The sequence below is a fragment of the Lacrimispora xylanisolvens genome (assembly GCF_002934545.1).
Lineage (GTDB): Bacteria > Bacillota > Clostridia > Lachnospirales > Lachnospiraceae > Lacrimispora > Lacrimispora xylanisolvens.
The window spans coordinates 137867-159219 of sequence record NZ_PTJA01000015.1 but is presented as its reverse complement, the minus strand read 5'-3'; the positions used below and the strand labels follow the sequence as shown (position 1 = coordinate 159219).

Genomic DNA, 21353 nt, shown 5'->3' with positions numbered 1-21353 from the left:
GATATGAGGAATGAAATATGAGAAAGCGATCCACACTGCCGGCAGAGGAAGGATTTTACATGCCGGGGGAATTTGAACCTCACAGAGGCTGCATTATGATCTGGCCCAGAAGGCCGGGCTCCTGGCCATATGGGGCGGTTAAAGCAAGAAAGGCTTTTGCAGAAATTGCAGAAGCCATTGCAGACAGTGAACAGTTAATCATGCTGACCCATGAGGATTCGTATGACAATGCCAGAGCCATGCTTTCTGATCGGATCGAAGTGATGGTGATGGAATCTGACGATGCGTGGGCGAGAGACGTTGGTCCTACTTTTGTGAAAGATAAGTCAGGTCGTGTCAGGGGAATTGACTGGCAGTTTAATGCCTGGGGAGGTAGCTTTGATGGCCTGTATCAGGACTGGGAGAAGGATAATCTTCTTGCAGGCCGGTTTTGTGAAAAGCTGGGATATGAAGTTTATGATGCCGGACATTTCGTTCTGGAAGGCGGTTCCATTCATTCAGATGGAGAAGGGACGGTTCTTGTAACTGAAAGCTGTCTCTTAAGTAAGGGGAGAAATCCACTTCTGACCAGGGAACAAATTGAGGCAAAGCTAAAGGAATATCTGGGAGCAGAGAAAATTATCTGGCTGAAGTATGGCATCTATCAGGATGAAACCAATGAGCATGTGGATAATGTCTGCGCATTTGTGCGTCCCGGTGAAGTGGTGTTAGCATGGACTGACGACAGGGAAGATCCTCAGTATGAAATGTCAATGGAGGATTTAAGGATTCTTGAGAAAGAGACCGATGCAAAGGGCCGGCATTTTGTTGTTCATAAGCTGCCCATTCCTAAGATTCCTGTCTGTATTACGAAAGAGGAACTGGCGGGCTTTGCCTTCGAACCCGGTGAAGATGAGCGGGAACCTGGTGAACGGCTGGCTGCCAGCTATGTGAATTTCTATATTTCAAATGGAGGGGTAATTGTCCCTCAGTTTGAAGATGAACATGACAGGGAAGCAGTGCGTATTCTATCTGGCTGCTTTCCAGAGAGAACGATTTATCCGGTCTATGCCAGAGATATTATTGCAGGCGGAGGAAATATCCACTGCATCACGCAGCAGATACCAAAAGGAGAAATAGATGAGAAAGGTAACAGTTGCGGCAGTTCAGATGAAGTGCTGCCAGGACGTTGATAAAAATATTGCCAGTGCAGAGAAGCTTGTAAGGAAGGCAGCGGCAGAGGGAGCCGAAATCATACTGCTTCCGGAGTTGTTTGAACGTCAATATTTCTGTCAGGAGAGACGCTACGAATATTATGAATATGCAAAGCCAGCTGAGGAAAATGATGCAGTCATTCATTTTTCCCGGATCGCAGCAGAACTTTCTGTGGTAATTCCGGTCAGTTTTTATGAACGGTCCGGAAACAACATGTTTAATTCCGTTGCAGTTCTTGATGCAGATGGGACGAATCTGGGGATTTACCGGAAAACCCATATCCCAGATGACCACTATTATCAGGAAAAATTTTATTTTACCCCCGGAGATACCGGATTTAAGGTATTTGATACAAGATACGGAAAAGTAGGAATTGGGATCTGCTGGGATCAATGGTTTCCGGAGACAGCAAGAAGTCTTGCACTTTTAGGGGCAGAACTGATATTTTATCCCACTGCCATTGGAAGTGAGCCCATACTGGAATGTGACAGCATGGAACACTGGAGACGCTGTATGATGGGGCATTCTGCCTCCAACATTATACCAGTCATTGCCGCAAACCGCATTGGAGAGGAATCGGTATCACCCTGTGAGGAAAATGGCAATCAGAGTTCTTCTTTAAAGTTTTATGGCTCCTCATTTATTACAGACAGTACAGGTGCTTTGATTCAGTCTATGGGAAGAGAAGAGGAAGGCGTAATTCTGGCGGAGTTTGATCTGGATGAAATCAGCAGAGATCGCAGAAACTGGGGACTTTTCCGGGACAGAAGACCGCAACAGTACGAAATTATCTCAGGAATGATTAAATAGCAGAGGGGGAGTTCTCCTCTCTGATAAAAAAGTTTCATAAAAACAGCTTACTCCCCATATAAATAGTAATAATCAATAAGTTGGGGAGTGCGCTATGAAGAGACTGTTTAACAGAAAATGGATGATTTTTTTCGGCCTCGCTATGTGGGTGCTGGTGGTTCGTACCTTAAGCGGGTGTACAGTAAACGGGGATAATGGAAACAAGGTACGGGATCTGGATTTCACTGTGGTTGCAGATACGGATATTCCGCAGGAACTCAAACAGATAATAGCAGAAAAACAACAGTCACCCTTTAAACTGACTTACAGTGATGATAAAAATCTTTACATAGTAGTAGGATATGGAAAGCAGGCCAGCGGCGGTTACAGCATAGCAGTCAATGATCTTTATCTCACTGACAATTCCATCGTTCTTGATACGGAGTTAATCGGTCCGGATAAGGGCGAGAACACAGGGACAGAACCATCTTATCCATTTATCGTGATCAAGACGGAGATGTCGGAACTTCCAGTTGTATTTCAATAAGTGATAATGTAAGAAAATGGCTGTTCTGTAAATAAGTTGCAGAGCAGCTATTTTAAATTTCTCTTTTTTCTTTTGCCGCCATATGTTATACTACATCAAACAGGAGTCGAAAGTAAGGAGAAGAGGAAGGTTCGTATGATAATAAAAGATATATGGCTTGATGTGAAGGCAGTAAAGCAGCGGGATCCGGCAGCCAGGAATGAACTGGAAGTCCTGCTTTTGTATCAGGGGGTTCATGCACTCATCTGGCATCGCTTTGCCCACTGGTTTTATCAGCACAAGATGTTTTTTATTGCAAGAATGATTTCCCAGACTGCCAGATTTTTTACACTGATTGAGATTCACCCCGGTGCAAAAATGGGGCATGGAATACTGATTGATCATGGTTGCGGCGTGGTAATCGGAGAAACTGCGGTTGTAGGGGATAACTGTACGATTTATCAGGGCGTTACTCTTGGCGGCGTTGGTTTAAATAAAGGAAAGCGCCATCCTACCCTTGGGAATAATGTGACGGTAGGAGCAGGAGCTAAGATTCTTGGTTCTTTTGAAGTAGGAGATAACTGTACCATAGCAGCCAATGCGGTACTGTTAAAGCCTCTGGAGAACAATGTGACGGCTGTGGGAATTCCCGCACGGCCGGTAAAAATTGACGGCGTTCCCATACCAAAGAAAGAAAGCAATATGGTTACCATGGAGCATTACTGCATGATGGAAGAACGTGTAAAGGAATTGGAAGAGAAACTTCATAAACTGGAAAACCCGCTTTCAGAAAAGGAAACACAAAATTCAGAGGAAGAGGAGAAATCCCAGGATTAGAATAAAAAAAGTATATTGGAACATGCACCTGCATACACTTTCTTAAAGGAATAAAAGAAGGTAAGGCAGGTGCTTTTTCATGTTGGAGCTGGTGAAGAAAAACATACATATGAATCGTTGGAAAGGAAACGCCACATCCCAGATTACGCTTGACGATGATTTCATTGTCCCTGACAGCATGGATGATGTGGAGCAGATTATTCTTAGTTCCGGTGAGATTACCATGGATTCCGTTAAGAACCAGGCGGAGCGGGTAGTAGTCCGGGGAAAGATGGATTTTACCATATTGTATCGGGGAGCAGAGGGCGGACTTTGTACGTTAAGCGGGAGCATTAATTTTGAAGAACCAATTAATGTCCCGGGACTTGATGAGAAAGATTTAGTTTCAGTTTCCTGCGACTTGGAAGATTTAAACGCAGGGATCATCAATTCCAGAAAATTAAGTGTAAAGGCGATTGTTACGCTTCAGGTAAAGGTTGAGACCCTTTGCGACGTAGATGCTGCCGTAGAAGTGGACACGAAACCCGCCTCAGGCGATGCTCCCAGTGTAGAAACTCTTCGCAAAAAGGTGGATGTAGCAACCGTTGCTCTTCACCATAAGGACACGTTTCGGATAAAGGATACCATCAGCCTGTCTGGGAATAAGCCTAATATTGATCATATATTGTGGAATGAAATGATATTAAGGGGCGTAACCACCAGGCCTACGAACGGAAAGATGATGCTTGACGGCGAACTGATGGTCTTTATTATTTATCAGGGAGAAGGGGAAAATGCTCCCGTTCAGTGGATGGAAGAAAGTATTCCATTTTCAGGCGAAATAGAGGTTCCGGATGTAACAGAAGACATGGTGCCGGTAGTCACAGTACGGCTGATTCACAGGGATATTGAAGCGAAGCCTGATTCAGACGGTGAGATGCGGGAAATTGATGTGGATGCAGTTCTGGAACTGGATATGAAGCTTTATAAAGAAGAAAGTATGGAGCTTTTAAATGACTTATATTCGACTAACCGTGATCTTGCACTCCAGACCGGAGAAGCCTGTTTTGATAAGATCCTGACCAAGAATATGAGTAAATGTAAAATAGTTGAGAAAATAACCCTGGATCAGGCGGACCGGATCCTTCAGATCTGTCATAGTGAGGGTACCGTTAAAATTGACGATACGGAAGTAAAGGAAGACGGACTTCATGTGGAGGGTGTTCTGGAAGTTAAGATCCTTTATATGACCTCTGATGACACACAGCCCATTCAATGTGCAGTGGAGGATATTCCATTCCATTTCCTGATTGAGGCTCCTGGAATTAATGATTTGACCATCTGTCAGCTGAATCCTGGGCTGGAGCAGCTAAGTGCTGTTATGATCGGTGGAGGAAACGTTGAGGTGAAGGCGACCATTTCCCTTGATCTTCTGGCCTTACAGCCGGTTTGCGAACAAATCATTACCGGAGTAACGGATTCCCCCATGGATTTCAATAATTTGCAAAAACTTCCTGGAATTGTTGGTTATATTGTTCAGCCTGGTGATACTTTGTGGAAAATTGCTAAAAAATTCCATACAACTGTTGATACCATTATGACCACCAATGGTCTTACGGAAAGTACCATTAAGCCAGGGGACCGCTTAATTCTTGTAAAAGAAGTTTCATAAAATAAGTGCCAGACAAAAGCACCTGCTTTTGTCTGGCACTTTTGACAGGGATCTGCTGAATGATTTTAGTAAAACAGGGTAATATAAAGATTGTTATTCACATATCGGCAAGTCCTGTTATATAATATATTATAGCTTAAGCTTTGTTCAACCATCGACGGCGCCATAACGCATCCAGCTGGTGCTTAAGATAGATGACAGGTTAGCCTGGGCGGTAGTGACGCGATTGCAAGGCGTTATTACCGTTTACATAGCATCATATTTACAGATGGAGAAGAAAAATGAATTATACTTATTTGGTCAAATGTGCGGATAATACTCTTTACTGCGGATGGACAAACCATTTAGAAAAAAGAATGGAAGCCCATAACCAGGGAAAGGGTGCCAAATACACAAAGACAAGGAGACCGGTGGAACTGGTTTATTATGAATCTTATCCAACAAAGGAAGAGGCTATGCGCCGTGAAGTGCAGATTAAAAAGCTTTCCAGAAAGGACAAGCTGTTTCTGATCGAAAAATCTGAAAGTCTCCATTGACTTTTTTGCTTTCTTACTTTAGTATAGTAAATTATTACATCTAGGAAAGACTATATTGACGGAGGAATCTGGAATGGATCAGTTTGAGCGCGTAGCAGTAATAAAGAAAGCAAATATCTACCATGGCGGAAAGGTAACCAGCCGCACAATTTTGTTTGAAGACGGAACCAGAAAGACCCTGGGAATCATTTTACCGGGAGAATATGAGTTTGGTACAGATGAGAAAGAGCTGATGGAAATTCTTGGTGGTAACTTAAAAGCCCTTCTTCCAGGCAGCGATAACTGGGAAATTTATGAAGCAGGACAGGCTTTTACAGTACCCGCTTCCAGCAGATTTAAAGTTTCAACGGATGAAGTAACGGATTATTGCTGTTCCTATATAAAGGAATAGAGAAAAAAAGAAGACTGATCAGGCATTCTGGTTGAATGTACTCAGTCTTCTTTCTATTTTAAGTTAAGCCACGAAATGATACATGAGAACGTAGTGACAGAAGCTTCCTCCCATTACAAACAGATGAAACAGTTCATGATTGCCAAAGCTCTTATGTCTGGACTGAAACAGGGGAAGCTTTAACGCATAGATAATGCCTCCGATTGTATAAATCAGTCCGCCTGCAAGAAGCCAGATGAAGGCAGCAGGAGGAAGTGCTAATACGATTTTACGAAAAGCCAGGACACAGATCCAGCCCATGGCAATATAAATGACGGAAGAAAACCACCTTGGACACATGACAAAGAACGCTTTAATAATCATTCCTAAGACAGCAATGCCCCACACAAGAGCAAGAAGGCTTAAACCGGTTTTGTCACCCAGAACAATTAAGCAGACAGGAGTGTAGGTTCCTGCAATCAGGATAAATATCATCATGTGATCTAATTTTTTCAACAGCTTATTAATCTTAGGTGAAATATCAAGGGTATGATAGATCGTGCTGGCTGCGTAGAGAAGCACCATGCTGATGCAGAATACCGCCAGGGCTGCAAGATGAAGTTCCCCATCTGCAGAAGCTTTTATCAGAAGGGGAGTAGCTGCGATCAGGGCGAGAAGCATGGCGATAAAGTGAGTGCCTGCGCTGACGGGATCTTTAATTTTTATGTTCATAGTAAAACCTCCTTGCATGAGAAATAAAAACATGTGATGTAGTAATGAAAACTATGTTATATCTTTTTATATACTATACACTTTTGGGGAAAAGAATGCAAGTATTTTTTGAGTTTCAAAGTAAAAATCTTCATTGCTATTATGAACCATTTGAAATATAATCAATGAAACAAACGTGTTAAAAAGAGAGGAATATAATCATATGAACAATACGGTGAAGGAACTGATGGAGAGAAAGTCTGTCCGTGTTTATGAAGACAGGCAGATTGAGCAGGAAAAGAAGGCGGCTATCGTGGAAGCAGCACTGCAGGCACCTACGGCTGGTAATATGACCTTATATTCCATTATAGATGTGACGGACCCAGAGCTAAAACAGAAACTGTCTGTAACCTGTGATAATCAGCCATTTATTGCAAAGGCTCCCATGGTTCTTGTGTTCGTGGCAGATTATCAGAAATGGTATGATCTGTTTTGCAAGTATGAAGATACAGTCAGAACTCCAGGAATGGGAGATTTTATGCTGGCAGCCGATGATGCGTTAATTGCAGCGCAGAATGCAGTGGTTGCAGCTGAGTCAATGGGAATTGGATCCTGTTATATTGGGGATATTTTAGAACAGTACGAAACTCACCGGGAATTATTTTCTCTTCCCAGATATGCAGTGCCAGCTGCAATGGTGGTATTTGGCTATCCTGTTCCCCAGCAAACGGAGAGAGTGAAGCCGAAACGATTAAGACCGGAGGCGGTTGTTTTTGAGAATACTTACCGCCGTATGGAGCCGGAAGAATTTCAACATGAATTAAATAAGGTCACAGACAGAGGCGAAGATTTTGAACGGTGGATCCGGGCATTCTGCCAGCGTAAATGGAATTGCGATTTTAGTATTGAGATGAGCCGCTCTGTTAAGGCTATGATGAATCAGTGGGAAAATAAGGAGCAGCAGACGGATGAAGCTTAATATATTATTTGAAGATGATGATATTCTTGTGGTAGAAAAACCGGCAGGAATTGAGTCTCAGTCCGGGAAGACGTTTGAACCGGATATGGTCAGTGAGATAAAGAAACATATCAACATACAATCCACAAAGAATGGGGAGCCATATGTGGGAGTTATCCACAGACTGGACAAGCCGGTTGGCGGTGTAATGGTTTATGCAAAATCTCAAATTGCCGCAGAGGCTTTAAGCAGACAGGTTTCCGGGCATCAGATGGAAAAAATTTATTATGCTGTTGTTTGTGGAAAACCTGTGGATAACTTTTGCACCTACGTGGATTATTTGTGGAAAGACGGAAAAAATAATTGTTCAAAAATTGTGGAAAAGGGGATAAAAAGTGCAAAACCGGCAGAACTGGATTACTGGTTTGTGGATAGCAAAATTTTAGATGGTAAGGAAGTGAGCCTTCTTAAAATAAAGTTAAAAACCGGGCGGCATCACCAGATCCGTGTACAGATGGCAGGTCACGGCACACCTTTATGGGGAGACCGTAAGTATAATCCTGAATTTCAGAATCATGTTACAAAAGGAAATGTTGCTCTTTTTGCCTCTGGTCTCTCATTTCTTCACCCAAAAACAAAAAAGAAAATGACTTTTTCCATAAAGCCAAAAGAAGGATTGTTTGAGCTTTTTTCCTGGCAGGATGCATTTTAAAAGGAATTTTTTACTATCATGGTTTCTGCATATTTTTCACCGTTTGATTTATAATAACAGTGTACAAAAGAAGTACAAATCAGAAACAGGTGAGTCCATGGAGAAACCGAGCAGGAAACTGAAGAAAACAATTTTAATATTGGGAGTTACAGGGGCGGTCTATTTAAGCTTTCGATTTTTGCTGCCTCTTGTGATTCCCTTTTTGATTGCATATGTATTTGCCCTTTCCCTCCGTCCTTCTGCCCTTTGGATTGAAAGGAAAACCCGGTTCAATTATAAAAAAAGAGTGATTTCTCTCCCTCTTGCCTTGATTGGCGGAATTGAAATCTTACTTTTTATGATCGTTCTTGGCGTCTTTCTTTATTTTGCAGGCAGAAAGCTTTTCTTAGAGGCAAAGCTGTTGTTAGAAAATCTTCCTAAGATATTAGACGGTATTAACGCCTGGCTTATGGATAACTGTTCCTTTGTGGAACGGTTCTTAAAGCTGCCTGATGGTTATATGGTGAATGTGGTCAGTGATATTTTAATTGGTGGGGAAGCTGCCGTGAAAAGCAGGGCTATGCCTTTTTTAATGTCAAATTCCATGACCGTCTTAAAATGGGTGGTTCAGCTGACTGTTATTATAGTGATCTTAATGATTGCTACTGTTTTATCTCTGCAGGAGATGGATGATATCCGCACACGGCGGGATAATTCCATGTTCTGTTACGAATATGCAATGCTTGGTAACCGTCTGATGACAGTAGGCAGTGCATGGTTAAAGACTCAGGCAACCATTATGCTGTTTACAATGATAATCTGTTCTGTGGGATTGTTTCTATTAAAAAACCCATATTTTATTTTGCTGGGTATTATAATCGGATTACTGGATGCCATGCCGATATTCGGAACCGGAACTGTTTTAATACCCTGGGCGCTGATTGCTCTTGTTGAAAAAAAATGGCTTACGGGAGTAGGTCTTATCATTATTTATATTATCTGCTATTTTGTAAGAGAAATAATGGAAGCTAAGATTATGGGCGGAAAGGTGGGGTTAACACCTTTAGAAACTCTTGTGGCCATGTATGTGGGGCTGCAGCTTTTTGGAATTCTGGGATTTATTCTTGGACCAATCGGACTTTTGATTATTGAAGATATCGTGGAGCTTTATGAAGGAACGTGCTATAATGACCAAAAGAATGACAGGAAAAATGAAAAAGGAGAGGTGCCATGAATCCGGAACAATTAATAGAATTTTTAGGAGTGCTGGAAAAATTAAAATGCAACACCCGGCATAACTGGACGACAAACGGAAGGCAGGAAAGTGTGGCAGAGCACAGCTGGCGGCTGGCTGTGCTTGCGATGCTGATGGAAGAAGATTTTCCTGAGCTTAATATGAATAAGGTTATCCGCATGTGTCTGATCCATGACTGGGGGGAAGCTGTCACCGGAGATATACCAGCATTTATTAAGACAGAGGCGGACGAAGAGAAAGAGGCTGACGCGATTGAAACACTGCTAAAGAATCTGCCGGAAACGATTTCTTCTGGGTTTTTAACCATGTTTAAGGAAATGTCGGATCTTACTTCGGATGAAGCCATACTGGTAAAGGCTCTTGACAAAATTGAAACATTAATACAGCATAATGAATCAGGTTCCGGTGCATGGCTGCCTCTGGAATACGATCTGAACTTAACTTATGGCAATGAAGTCTGCGGGCATTTTGAAAAAACGCAGCAGCTTCGTGACAAAGTAAGAGAGCATACGTTACGGATTATCAATGAGGAGAGAAGAGAACATCGTGAGTGATACATATGAACAGATATGGAAAGAAATAAAGAATTTGAGAAAAGAACTTCATGACTGTCCGGAAAAATCAGGATCTGAGAAGGAGACCATGAAGCGTCTGAAAGAATTTTTGAAAGAACGGACTTCTCTTAAGATTGTAGATTGTGATACGTGGTTTTACGCTGTACATGAGGAAGAAGGAGCCTGGACCAGCAAGGCATTCCGAGCTGATATGGATGCGGTAATGGGGGAGGATGGCCGGCTTTTTCATGGCTGTGGGCATGATGGTCACAGCGCCGTGCTGGCCGGATTGTGTCTTCTGCTGGAGGGAAGAAAGACGGGAAACAATGTATATGCGATTTTTCAGCCCGCAGAAGAAACCGGTCAGGGGGCCAAGCTCTGCAGCAGACTTCTGGAGGAGAAAGGAATTCGGGAAATATACGGATTTCATAATCTGCCTGGATATCCCGCAGGAAAAGCAGTGGTGAAAAAAGGAACCTTTGCCTGTGCTTCCAGGGGGCTCATACTCAATCTGGAAGGCAGGCAGTGCCATGCGGCCTATCCGGAGGAGGGGATCAATCCTGCCTGGCTGATCGCTGAACTGATCAGCAGTCTGCCAACACTGACAGAAAAGGCGGGTTCTCAGGGTATGGTGCTCGCTACCATTATTGAAGTGAAGGCAGGAGGAGAAAATTTTGGAGTTTCTCCTGCTGACGGGAAGCTGGCATTAACGATCCGTGCTGAGCGTTTAACGGAATTAAACCGACTTCAGTCCTCTATACTTTCTCTTGCCCAAAAACGTGCGGTTGAAGGAGGATTAAAGTTTCAGTATGAGATATTGGATGAGTTTCCCGATACATACAATGAACCTGATATGGCTGATGCCTGCAAAAGAAGATTTGAGGAAGGGAAAATTCCTTATCTGGAAGAGAATGTGCCCTTTCGCTGGTCGGAAGATTTTGGCTGGTATTTAATGAAAACTCCTGGATTGTTTTTTGGTGTGGGAGCTGGAGAGGACTGTCCTGGTCTTCATACGGCTGCCTATGAATTTCCAGATGATATTATGGAATCTGCAGTACGGGCGTTTGAAGCCCTTTTATAGGAAATGTCTGGGAAAATGCTTTGTCCTCCTCTTGACAAACATATGTAAATAACGTAAAATCAACCATACGATCTATATAATTATAGGAAATATGACGTTGAAGAGGATTAATAAGTAATGATGTATCACAGAGAGAAGGCCCTTAGCTGAAAAGCCTTTATACCACTCATCACCCAACCTGCCTCGGAGTCCCGCAGAAAACTGCGGCGCGTATCCTGCGTTATCGGATTCAAAGTGAGCCGCATGAAAGCAGCGGCTAAATTGGGTGGCACCGCCGAGCTGTTCGGTCCCTTTTATAGGGATTGGATGGCTCTTTTTGTATCCATCTACGCTACAAAAGCGTGGGCTTTAACAATGAAATACCCTACGGGTATCCCTATATGCCCAAAAAGCGTGGGCTTTAACAATGAAATACCCTACGGGTATCCCTTTATGCCCAAAAAGCGTGGGCATGAATAATGAAACACCCTACGGGTATCCCTTTATGCCCAAAAAACATGGGCATGAATAATGAAAGGAGAGATTAGTCATGGCAAAGGACAAGAAATTAGTAGAGGCAATCACATCCATGGATGTGGATTTCGCACAGTGGTACACAGACGTAGTTAAAAAAGCAGAATTAATCGATTACTCCAGTGTAAAAGGCTGTATGGTAATTAAACCAGCAGGTTATGCGATCTGGGAAAATATTCAGAAGGAACTGGATTTTAGATTTAAGGAAACAGGTGTAGAAAATGTTTATATGCCTATGTTCATTCCGGAAAGCTTATTAGAGAAAGAAAAAGATCACGTAGAGGGTTTTGCTCCGGAGGTTGCCTGGGTAACTCATGGAGGACTGGAGCCATTACAGGAGAGACTTTGTGTAAGACCTACATCTGAAACCTTATTCTGTGATTTCTATTCCAGAGAGATTCAGTCTTACCGGGATCTTCCGAAATTATATAACCAGTGGTGCTCCGTAGTACGCTGGGAAAAAACAACCAGACCATTCCTTCGTTCCAGAGAATTTTTATGGCAGGAAGGTCATACTGCTCATGCTACTGCCAAAGAAGCTGAGGAAAGAACAGAAATGATGCTGAACTTATACGCGGATTTCTGTGAAGAAGTACTTGCTATGCCTGTCATTCGTGGACAGAAAACAGATAAAGAAAAATTTGCGGGTGCAGAGGCTACTTATACAATTGAAGCCCTGATGCATGACGGAAAAGCTCTTCAGTCAGGAACCAGCCACAACTTTGGAAGCGGATTTGCAAAGGCTTTCGAGATTCAGTATTCAGATAAGAAAAATAAGCTTCAGTACGTTCACCAGACCTCCTGGGGATTAACTACCAGACTTATCGGCGCTATTATCATGGTTCATGGTGATGACAACGGACTTGTACTTCCTCCTAGAATTGCTCCGGTTCAGGTTATAATTGTGCCTGTACAGCAGCAGAAGGAAGGCGTTCTTGAGAAAGCATATGAATTAAAGAATGTTCTTTCTAATTATAAAGTAAAAGTTGATGATTCAGATAAGAGTCCTGGCTGGAAATTCAGCGAATCCGAGATGAGAGGAATTCCGGTTCGTGTTGAGATCGGACCAAGAGATATTGCTGAAAATCAGGCTGTTCTTGTCCGTCGTGATACTCATGAAAAAATGACAGTATCCTTAGATGAATTAAATGAAAAAGTTGGAGAGCTTTTAAGTACCATTCAAAGTGATATGCTTGCCCGTGCCCGTGCTCACAGGGATGCCCATACTTATGAGGCTGTGGATATGGACAGCTTTGTAAAAACTGTAGAAGAAAAGCCAGGCTTTGTTAAAGCAATGTGGTGTGGATCCCAGGAGTGTGAGGATAAAATCAAGGAACTGACTGGCGCCACGTCCAGATGTATGCCATTTAAGCAGGAGCATCTGTCCGATACCTGTATTTGTTGCGGCAAGCCGGCGGTAAAAATGGTTTATTGGGGCAGAGCTTATTAATCAGGAAATATAAAGATGCAGGAGGAAATGCAGTGATAACAATTCAGGTACCAGATGCAGCAGGAAAGATCATAAGACAACTGAATACCCATGGGTTTGAGGCATATGCGGTGGGCGGATGTGTGAGAGACAGCCTGCTTTTACGGGTACCAAAAGACTGGGATATCACCACCTCCGCAAAACCAGAACAGGTTAAGGAAATATTTGCAAGAACGGTTGATACGGGGATTTTGCACGGTACAGTAACCGTGCTGATGGAACACGAAGCCTATGAAGTGACAACCTACCGCATTGATGGAGAGTATGAAGATGGAAGACACCCCAAGTCTGTGGAATTTACCGGCAATCTGCTGGAAGATTTAAAACGAAGGGATTTTACCATTAATGCGATGGCATACAGTGAAAGAGACGGGCTGGTAGATGCCTTTGGCGGAGTCCGGGATTTAGAAGCCGGAATTATCCGCTGTGTGGGAAATCCCATGGATCGTTTTAATGAGGATGCTTTGCGGATTCTCAGGGCAATCCGGTTTTCTGCACAGCTGGGATTTGAGATTGAACGGGAAACCAGTAAAGCCATTTCTGCAATTGCACCAAATATGGAAAAAGTCAGTAAAGAGAGGATTGCGGTGGAACTGACAAAGCTTCTTCTCTCTGACTATCCTGAGAAAATGTCGGCTGTATTTGAAAGCGGGATTGCACCTTATGTTTCCCGGCATTTTAACACGGCTAAAACAGGCCTCTTCCAGCTTGAGAAGCTTAAAATGCTGCCTTCCAGCAAGCATGTACGCTGGTCTGGTCTTTTGCGTTTCTTAGACCCAAAGGAGGCAGCAGGAATTTTAAAAGAACTGAAACTGGACAATGATACGGTTGATCAGGTTAAAATCCTCTCTGAACTATGGAAGAATGAAATTCCTGCGTCAAAGCCCGAAATCAGAAAAGTTATGAGCAGAATTAATGCTCCATTAATTGATGATCTCCTGAATTTTCAATCTGTATTTTTAGACGGCTCTTATCTGGAACAGCTAAAAACAGTGAGACAGTATGCCGGGGAAATCATTGATGATGGAGACTGTATCTGTCTGAAGGATATGGCAGTAACCGGGAGGGATCTGATTCAAGCAGGTGTAAAACCCGGTCCTCAAATGGGTGAAATACTGGAAGCATTATTGAACCAGGTCTTAAAAAATCCGGAACATAACAGCCGTGAATATCTTCTGAATTATTCCAAAGATCTCTTCTGAAAACAGACCTGAGCATGGATAACTTTCCCCTGGAGTTTGCATATTTTTTTCCGCCCCTTCATACCCTAGAAGTAGCTGATTAGCTAAGAGTTGGAGGGGTGGTTGTGAACGAGAAATACACAGAGGTGCTTTCGCAGTATGAGCTTGAAATTCTGGATGTGAAACGCGGCCGGGGCGCCTGGCTGTGTGAAACAGATCAGGGGCTTAAGCTGCTGAGGGAATATAAAGGAACCATCAAGCGCCTGGAATTTGAGGATCAGGTATTTTTACAACTGGAAGAAACCGGCCACTTGAGTGTGGATCGCTACGTTAGAAATAAAGAAGGTGAAATTCTTTCCAGTGCAGAGGATGGCACCAGATGGATTGTGAAAAACTGGTATTCAGACCGGGAATGCAATTTAAAGGATAGTAAAGAGGTTCTTTGCGCCATTGAACGGATTGCTTTATTACATAAAATGTTTCGCAAAGTAAAGTTTAAAGATGAATGGAACTTAGGCTCCATTCTGGTGCAGCAGCCGGCTGAGGAGATGGAACGTCACAACAGGGAACTGATACGAGCCCGCAGTTTTATCCGCAGTAAAAGAAAGAAGTCCGAATTTGAACTATGTGTCATGGGAAATTATGACGTATTTTTTGATCAGGCTATGGAAGCCTGTAAAGGACTTGCAGGCTTTTGCGAGGAATGCGGGATTGGGGAGGGGTATTTGTGTCATGGAGACTTAAACCAGCATCATATTCTGATGTGTACCCATGACGTTGCAATTGTAGAATTTAACCGGATGCACAGAGGCATGCAGATGGAGGATCTTTATCACTTTATGAGGAAGGCTATGGAAAAGCATGACTGGAATTTAAAGCTGGGTATGTCCATGCTGGATACTTATTCAAAAGTGCTTCCTTTGTCAGGTGCAGACAGGACCTGCCTGTATTATCTGTTTTTGTATCCGGAAAAATACTGGAAGCAGATTAACTTTTATTATAATGCCAATAAGGCCTGGATACCGGCCAGAAATATTGAAAAACTAAGGGATTTGGAGATTCAGCAGCCTATGCGGAATCTTTTCCTGTCGAGAATAAAATAATGGGAATCTGCTTTCCTTTTGCCATGTTATGATTTATAATAGCCATAATATGAAGTGGAGAGAAGGGAGCATTTTGCTTATGAAAGATTACAGAAGCATCTATGAAGAATGGTTATCAAATCCATACTTTGATGAGGCGACGAAAGAAGAACTCCAAAGAATTAAAGATGATGACAATGAAATCAAAGAGCGTTTCTACCAGGATCTGGAATTCGGTACCGCCGGTTTAAGAGGCGTGATCGGAGCAGGCATCAACCGCATGAACATTTATGTGGTCAGAAAAGCCACCCAGGGTCTTGCAAATTATATCATAAAACAGGGCGGAGCCCACAAAGGCGTAGCCATAGCATATGACTCCAGACATATGTCTCCGGAATTCGCAGAGGAGGCTGCACTGACACTTGCTGCCAATGGTATCAAAGCATATAAATTTGAATCTCTGCGCCCTACTCCGGAGCTTTCATTTGCTGTGAGAAAACTGGGCTGTATCGCAGGTCTTAATATAACCGCCAGCCACAATCCACCGGAATATAACGGATATAAGGTTTATTGGGAAGATGGTGCACAGTTTACACCTCCTCACGATCGGGGAGTTACTGCTGAGGTTTTAGCAATTACAGATATTTCTACGGTTAAGACCATCAAAAGAGAAGAAGCTGTTGCAGCAGATAAATATGAAATAATTGGTGCGGCTGTTGACGATGCTTACATTGCACAGGTAAAGGCTCAGGTTATGAATCAGTCTGCAATCCATGAGATGAAGGATGAACTTTCCATTGTTTATACCCCTCTCCATGGTACAGGCAATGTTCCCGCAAGAAGAGTCTTAAGAGAACTTGGATTTACCAAAGTTTATGTGGTGCCGGAGCAGGAACTGCCAGATGGAGATTTTCCCACTGTCAGCTATCCCAATCCAGAGGCGGAGGAAGCCTTTCAGCTGGGGCTTTCCCTGGCAAAAGAAAAGGATGCAGACCTGGTTTTAGCCACAGATCCCGATGCAGACCGACTGGGTGTTTATGTAAAGGATTATAAATCCGGAGAGTATATTCCGCTCACCGGCAATATGTCCGGTTCCCTGCTCTGCGAATATGTATTAAGCCAGAGACAGGAACGTGGTGATATCCCATCTGACGGACAGGTGGTAAAGTCCATCGTAACCACCAATCTGGTAGATGCAGTGGCTAAGTCTTACGGATGTGAACTCATTGAAGTGCTCACTGGATTTAAGTATATCGGGCAGCAGATTTTAAAAGAAGAGGCTACCGGTTATGGAACCTACCTGTTTGGTCTGGAAGAAAGCTATGGATGCCTGATCGGCACCTATGCCAGGGATAAAGATGCAATCTCTGCAACGGCCGCTCTCTGTGAGGCTGCCGCTTATTATAAGACAAAAGGCATGAGTCTTTGGGATGCCATGATTGCAATGTATGAGAAATATGGATACTATAAAGATGCGGTTAATTCAATCGGATTAAAAGGCATTGAGGGTCAGGCAAAGATCCGTGCAATTATGGAAGCCATGAGAAGCAATACACCAGCGGTGTTTGGTGGATATAAAGTTCTTTCAGCAAGAGACTATAAGGCAGATACGGTAAAGAATATGGAAACGGGAGCTGTTAAACCCACTGGTCTGCCGTCTTCTGACGTGCTTTATTATGAACTGGAGGAGGATGCGTGGCTATGCGTCAGACCTTCCGGAACAGAGCCTAAGATTAAGTTCTATTATGGGATTAAGGGAAGTTCCATGGCAGATGCAGAAGAGAAATCTGCGAAGCTGGGGAAAGCCCTTATGGAAATGGTAGATCAAATGATATAAATGAAAAAGAAGGATCCAATTGAGATCCTTCTTTTTTTATTTTTTGAATTTTTTTGCATTTTCCTTTAATTCCCGAAGTGCTTCCCCAAACATACGGGATGAAGCAGAAGGGTTACGCCTGAGAATACCTTTCGGATAAAATGTAAGCCGGCTCGTTAATTTTTCCCTTGTCTCAGTCAGGGCCTGAAGTCTCTCTGCCAATGCAGATTCCTTAATGGCATTCGTTGTTTCTGTTTTAAGAGAAGTAAGCTTTACCATGGTTTCTTCTTTTACGGAAGCCGCCATTTGCATGGTTTCAGATTTTAACTCAGAAACCTTCTGGGCAGTTTCAGCTTTTAATAATGACATCTGTACCTGAACCTCTTCCAGCTCCGCCCTGATTTTAGTTAAGGATTCCAGTACCTTGCCAAGATCAAGAGCTGCCTTGGTGGATTGAACGGTGTCATAGACAAATAGGATGCCAATCCCAGTTACCAGAAAGATGCATGTCGTTGCACTCAGGCGAAACACCAGCCATTCTAAGGGGCGGTGAACCACTTCTGTTAGAAGAATGGTGAGAAAGCCCCAGGCGATGGAAGTGCCCAGACAGACATATCCGTTTAAATTAAAAGGGTTTTTACTGTAATCCCAGTATTTCATTTTAAATAACCGTTCCATGATATAACCGGTTAAGTACTCAAGAACAGAAGCACCGATCATACCAAAGAGAAAAACCAGAAGCAGGTTGCCTTTCACAGGAAGAGACAGAAAAAGCATAAGGATTGCGCCGCTGCCATAGAGCGGGAGTAAGGGAAGTCTTAAAAATCCACGGTTTACAAAATGAAAGCTCCTTACGGAAACATAAGTCGATTCGATTACCCAGCCGATAAAGCAGTAAATGAAAAAAAACAGCAGCCACTGATACCATGTATATACGTACATGCTTAGATTCCTTTCTTCATGTATTCATGTTGGATCTATCATATACGGTTTTGTCCGTTTTTGCAACCATAATGAGTAAGAGTAAGGCAAAATATGCTTGCCTTAATTGCTCGGTTCATGTAGAATTATGATGTTTCGGTTAGTGGAATTGCACTTATGAAGGAGTTTTTTGATGAGTATATTAAACGTAGAACATTTGACCCATGGATTTGGAGACCGCGCCATCTTTCAGGACGTGTCATTCCGGTTATTAAAAGGAGAACACATCGGCCTGATCGGAGCCAATGGAGAGGGTAAATCCACATTTATGAATATCATAACGGCGAAGCTTCAGCCGGATGAAGGAAAAGTTGAGTGGGCAAAGAGAGTCCGTGTGGGCTATTTAGACCAGCATACTGTATTGGAAAAAGGGATGACCATCCGCGACGTATTAAAAAGCGCATTTGCTTTTTTGTTTCAGATGGAAGAACAGATGAATGAGATCTGCGACCGTATGGGAGAGGCAGACGAAGAGACCATGAATTCCATGATGGAAGAGCTTGGTACGATTCAGGATTTATTAATGGCACATGATTTTTATATCATTGATTCCAAAGTGGAAGAAGTGGCCAGAGCATTGGGATTAAGTGATATGGGGATTGATAAGGATGTAACGGAACTGAGCGGGGGCCAGAGAACCAAGGTTCTTTTGGGAAAGCTGTTGTTAGAGAAGCCGGATATCCTTCTTTTGGACGAGCCTACCAATTACCTGGATGTACAGCATATTGAATGGCTGAAACGTTATCTTCTTGAGTATGAAAATGCGTTCATTCTGATATCCCATGATATTCCGTTCCTAAACAGCGTGGTAAATATTATCTATCATATGGAAAATCAGGCGTTAGACCGTTATGTAGGTGATTATGACAAGTTCCAGGAAGTGTATGCTGTAAAGCGTGCTCAGCTGGAATCAGCTTATAAGAGGCAGCAGCAGGAAATCGCAGAGCTGGAGGATTTTGTGGCGCGCAACAAAGCCCGGGTTTCCACCAGAAATATGGCCATGTCCAGACAGAAAAAGCTGGACAAAATGGATGTAATTGAGCTTTCTAAAGATAAACCAAAACCTGAGTTTCATTTTATGGAAGCCCGTACTGCAGGAAAAATGATATTTGAGACAAAGGAACTGGTGATTGGATACGAGGAACCATTATCAAAACCACTGAATCTGATCATGGAAAGAGGAGAAAAGGTAGTTTTATCAGGAGCCAACGGCATTGGAAAGACTACTTTATTAAAAAGCATTCTGGGACTGACACCTTCCTTAAAAGGAAACGTGGAGCTGGGAGATTATCTGTCCATTGGTTATTTTGAGCAGGAGATGGCTCCTGGAAACACTACCACCTGCATTGAAGAGATCTGGAAAGAGTTTCCTTCCTATACCCAGTATCAGGTTCGCTCTGCTCTTGCCAAATGCGGACTTACCACCAACCATATTGAAAGCCAGGTGCGGGTGCTCAGCGGAGGCGAACAGGCAAAGGTTCGTTTGTGCAAGCTGTTAAACAGAGAGACCAATGTTCTTTTGCTGGATGAGCCGACCAACCATCTTGATGTGGAGGCAAAAGAAGAGTTAAAAAGGGCGCTGATGGAATATAAGGGCAGTATCCTTTTGATCTGTCATGAACCGGAATTTTATGAGGGAGTTGCAACGAAAGTAATTGATTGCCGGGAGTGGGCATTAAAGTTATCCTGATAATACAAAAAGACGGGATTTGATTTCTTGAAAAAGAATCAAATCCCGATTTTGAATAAAAAAAATCCGCTTCCGCCATTGGGAAACAGATTCGTCAATCTTTTAGGGGGGCCGGACGGTTTGCACCGTCCGGTATGAGTATGAAAAAGCTTTGTGATTTCAAGTAAGTTACTTGAAACAAAAGGCCCGTCATCCTTTCGGATAACGTATTATCAGTATATGATATAAATGTGAAGAAAATGTGTCTCGTACATTAAAAAAACATAAACAAAATAAAAATTAAAAAAACCCTTTCAAAACGTAATGTTATTGTATATAATAAGATAGAAAATGCGACTTCATTTACCAATTAACATAAATTTGAAGATAAAGGAAACCCTGGGAACAGGATACAGCGAACAGGAGGAAGATTATTATGATGATGTCTAATGACATTGGAATTGATTTAGGTACAGCAAGCATACTGGTTTATATCAAAGGAAAAGGTGTAGTTTTAAAAGAGCCGTCAGTTGTGGCCATAGACCGTGATACCAATAAAATAAAGGCAATCGGAGAAGAAGCAAGACTGATGATCGGAAGAACACCCGGTAATATTGTAGCAGTCAGACCTTTGCGCCAGGGTGTTATTTCTGATTACACAGTAACAGAAAAGATGCTGAAGTATTTTATCAACAAAGCAGTAGGAAAGAAAACATTAAGAAAGCCAAGAATCAGTGTCTGCATCCCCAGCGGTGCCACTGAAGTTGAAAAGAAAGCAGTAGAAGATGCAACTTATCAGGCAGGAGCCAGAGAAGTTGCAATTATTGAAGAGCCGGTTGCAGCAGCAATTGGGGCTGGTATTGATATTTCCAAGGCATGCGGCAATATGATCGTTGATATTGGCGGCGGTACTTCCGATATCGCAGTGATTTCATTAGGCGGTACAGTTGTCAGCACTTCTATTAAAGTTGCTGGTGATGATTTTGATGAGGCTCTTGTCCGCTATATGCGTAAGAAGCATAACCTTTTAATTGGTGAGAGAACTGCAGAAGAGATCAAGATCAATATTGGAGCTGCTTACCGCAGACCAGAAGTTTTAACCATGGAAGTAAGAGGAAGAAACTTGGTAACAGGCCTTCCAAAGACCATTGTAGTTACTTCGGACGAGACTCTTGATGCATTAAAAGAGCCGGCGATGCAGATCGTAGACGCCGTTCATAATGTTCTGGAGAGAACTCCACCAGAACTGGCTGCTGATATTTTTGACAGAGGAATTGTTTTAACAGGAGGCGGTTCTTTATTAAGCGGATTAGATGCACTGATCGAAGAGAAGACAGGCATCACAACTATGATAGCGGAGGATCCGCTGACTGCAGTTGCCATTGGAACCGGTAAATTTATTGAATTTACACATGGCGGAAACAATAAAACAGAATTTTAACTGCTCTTAACAGCCCTGGCGGTATCCA

The 21353-nt window shown here is 42.8% G+C and carries 20 protein-coding genes and 1 other annotated feature; of the genes, 18 read left to right on the top strand and 2 right to left on the bottom strand.

The window, feature by feature from the left end; genetic code table 11:
• Window positions 1-17: 17 nt before the first annotated feature.
• The 7 genes from aguA (at window position 18) to ppnP (ending at window position 5924) form a co-directional block, all read left to right on the top strand.
• On the top strand, window positions 18-1172 hold the full coding sequence (gene aguA / locus BXY41_RS22990) for an agmatine deiminase (RefSeq protein ID WP_104439220.1): 1155 nt from the start codon (window positions 18-20) through the stop codon (window positions 1170-1172).
• Entirely contained in the window at window positions 1120-2004 is an 885-nt protein-coding gene (gene aguB / locus BXY41_RS22985; protein ID WP_104439219.1) for an N-carbamoylputrescine amidase, read from the top strand. The genes aguA and aguB overlap by 53 nt, the downstream gene beginning before the upstream one ends.
• A gap of 142 nt (window positions 2005-2146) precedes the next feature.
• Entirely contained in the window at window positions 2147-2530 is a 384-nt protein-coding gene (locus BXY41_RS22980) for a protease complex subunit PrcB family protein (protein ID WP_242980329.1), read from the top strand.
• Between the two features lie 135 nt (window positions 2531-2665).
• Complete coding sequence (cysE, locus tag BXY41_RS22975) at window positions 2666-3346, top strand: serine O-acetyltransferase (RefSeq protein WP_104439217.1); 681 nt, start codon at window positions 2666-2668, stop codon at window positions 3344-3346.
• Window positions 3347-3425: 79 nt separating this feature from the next.
• Window positions 3426-4997, top strand: coding sequence for a DUF3794 and LysM peptidoglycan-binding domain-containing protein (locus tag BXY41_RS22970; RefSeq protein ID WP_104439216.1), 1572 nt, complete (start codon window positions 3426-3428; stop codon window positions 4995-4997).
• Between the two features lie 281 nt (window positions 4998-5278).
• Window positions 5279-5533 (top strand): GIY-YIG nuclease family protein, encoded by a 255-nt coding sequence (locus BXY41_RS22965; protein WP_104439215.1) that lies wholly within the window; start codon window positions 5279-5281, stop codon window positions 5531-5533.
• Window positions 5534-5606: 73 nt separating this feature from the next.
• The gene (gene ppnP / locus BXY41_RS22960; protein WP_104439214.1) at window positions 5607-5924 is read left to right on the top strand and encodes a pyrimidine/purine nucleoside phosphorylase; all 318 of its coding nucleotides are present in this window, start codon (window positions 5607-5609) and stop codon (window positions 5922-5924) included.
• A 63-nt stretch (window positions 5925-5987) separates the two neighbouring features.
• Here ppnP and trhA read toward each other — a convergent pair whose 3' ends face one another.
• Entirely contained in the window at window positions 5988-6635 is a 648-nt protein-coding gene (trhA, locus tag BXY41_RS22955; RefSeq protein WP_104439213.1) for a PAQR family membrane homeostasis protein TrhA, read from the bottom strand.
• 202 nt (window positions 6636-6837) lie between these two features.
• On the opposite strand from trhA, the gene BXY41_RS22950 reads away from it, so the two are divergent.
• The 9 genes from BXY41_RS22950 to BXY41_RS22905 all read left to right on the top strand — a co-directional run bounded on the left by BXY41_RS22950 (window position 6838) and on the right by BXY41_RS22905 (window position 17255).
• The gene (locus tag BXY41_RS22950) at window positions 6838-7593 is read left to right on the top strand and encodes a nitroreductase family protein (RefSeq protein WP_104439212.1); all 756 of its coding nucleotides are present in this window, start codon (window positions 6838-6840) and stop codon (window positions 7591-7593) included.
• Complete coding sequence (locus BXY41_RS22945) at window positions 7583-8284, top strand: RluA family pseudouridine synthase (RefSeq protein ID WP_104439211.1); 702 nt, start codon at window positions 7583-7585, stop codon at window positions 8282-8284. The genes BXY41_RS22950 and BXY41_RS22945 overlap by 11 nt, the downstream gene beginning before the upstream one ends.
• A 97-nt stretch (window positions 8285-8381) precedes the next feature.
• Window positions 8382-9497 carry an AI-2E family transporter gene (locus BXY41_RS22940; RefSeq protein WP_104439237.1) on the top strand — a complete coding sequence of 372 codons (1116 nt, stop codon included), beginning with the start codon at window positions 8382-8384 and terminating at the stop codon, window positions 9495-9497.
• Window positions 9494-10072, top strand: coding sequence for an HD domain-containing protein (locus BXY41_RS22935; RefSeq protein ID WP_104439210.1), 579 nt, complete (start codon window positions 9494-9496; stop codon window positions 10070-10072). Before BXY41_RS22940 ends, BXY41_RS22935 begins: the two co-directional genes overlap by 4 nt.
• Window positions 10065-11153 carry a M20 metallopeptidase family protein gene (locus tag BXY41_RS22930; RefSeq protein WP_170072551.1) on the top strand — a complete coding sequence of 363 codons (1089 nt, stop codon included), beginning with the start codon at window positions 10065-10067 and terminating at the stop codon, window positions 11151-11153. Before BXY41_RS22935 ends, BXY41_RS22930 begins: the two co-directional genes overlap by 8 nt.
• Before the next feature lie 88 nt (window positions 11154-11241).
• Window positions 11242-11448: a binding site (T-box leader), on the top strand.
• Window positions 11449-11682: 234 nt separating this feature from the next.
• Window positions 11683-13116: a proline--tRNA ligase gene (gene proS / locus BXY41_RS22920; RefSeq protein WP_104439207.1), complete on the top strand. Its 1434-nt coding sequence runs from the start codon at window positions 11683-11685 to the stop codon at window positions 13114-13116.
• 35 nt (window positions 13117-13151) lie between these two features.
• Window positions 13152-14357 (top strand): CCA tRNA nucleotidyltransferase, encoded by a 1206-nt coding sequence (locus tag BXY41_RS22915; protein WP_104439236.1) that lies wholly within the window; start codon window positions 13152-13154, stop codon window positions 14355-14357.
• Between the two features lie 104 nt (window positions 14358-14461).
• Complete coding sequence (locus BXY41_RS22910) at window positions 14462-15439, top strand: protein kinase family protein (protein WP_104439206.1); 978 nt, start codon at window positions 14462-14464, stop codon at window positions 15437-15439.
• A 79-nt stretch (window positions 15440-15518) separates the two neighbouring features.
• On the top strand, window positions 15519-17255 hold the full coding sequence (locus BXY41_RS22905) for a phospho-sugar mutase (protein WP_104439205.1): 1737 nt from the start codon (window positions 15519-15521) through the stop codon (window positions 17253-17255).
• A gap of 36 nt (window positions 17256-17291) precedes the next feature.
• Here the strand turns inward: BXY41_RS22905 and BXY41_RS22900 are convergent, their stop codons facing one another.
• Window positions 17292-18176, bottom strand: coding sequence for a putative ABC transporter permease (locus tag BXY41_RS22900; protein ID WP_104439204.1), 885 nt, complete (start codon window positions 18174-18176; stop codon window positions 17292-17294).
• Window positions 18177-18348: 172 nt separating this feature from the next.
• Here BXY41_RS22900 and BXY41_RS22895 point away from each other — a divergent pair, with 172 nt between their 5' ends.
• Entirely contained in the window at window positions 18349-19905 is a 1557-nt protein-coding gene (locus BXY41_RS22895; protein ID WP_104439203.1) for an ABC-F family ATP-binding cassette domain-containing protein, read from the top strand.
• Window positions 19906-20314: 409 nt separating this feature from the next.
• Window positions 20315-21325 carry a rod shape-determining protein gene (locus BXY41_RS22890; protein WP_104439202.1) on the top strand — a complete coding sequence of 337 codons (1011 nt, stop codon included), beginning with the start codon at window positions 20315-20317 and terminating at the stop codon, window positions 21323-21325.
• The last annotated feature ends 28 nt before the right edge of the window (window positions 21326-21353 follow it).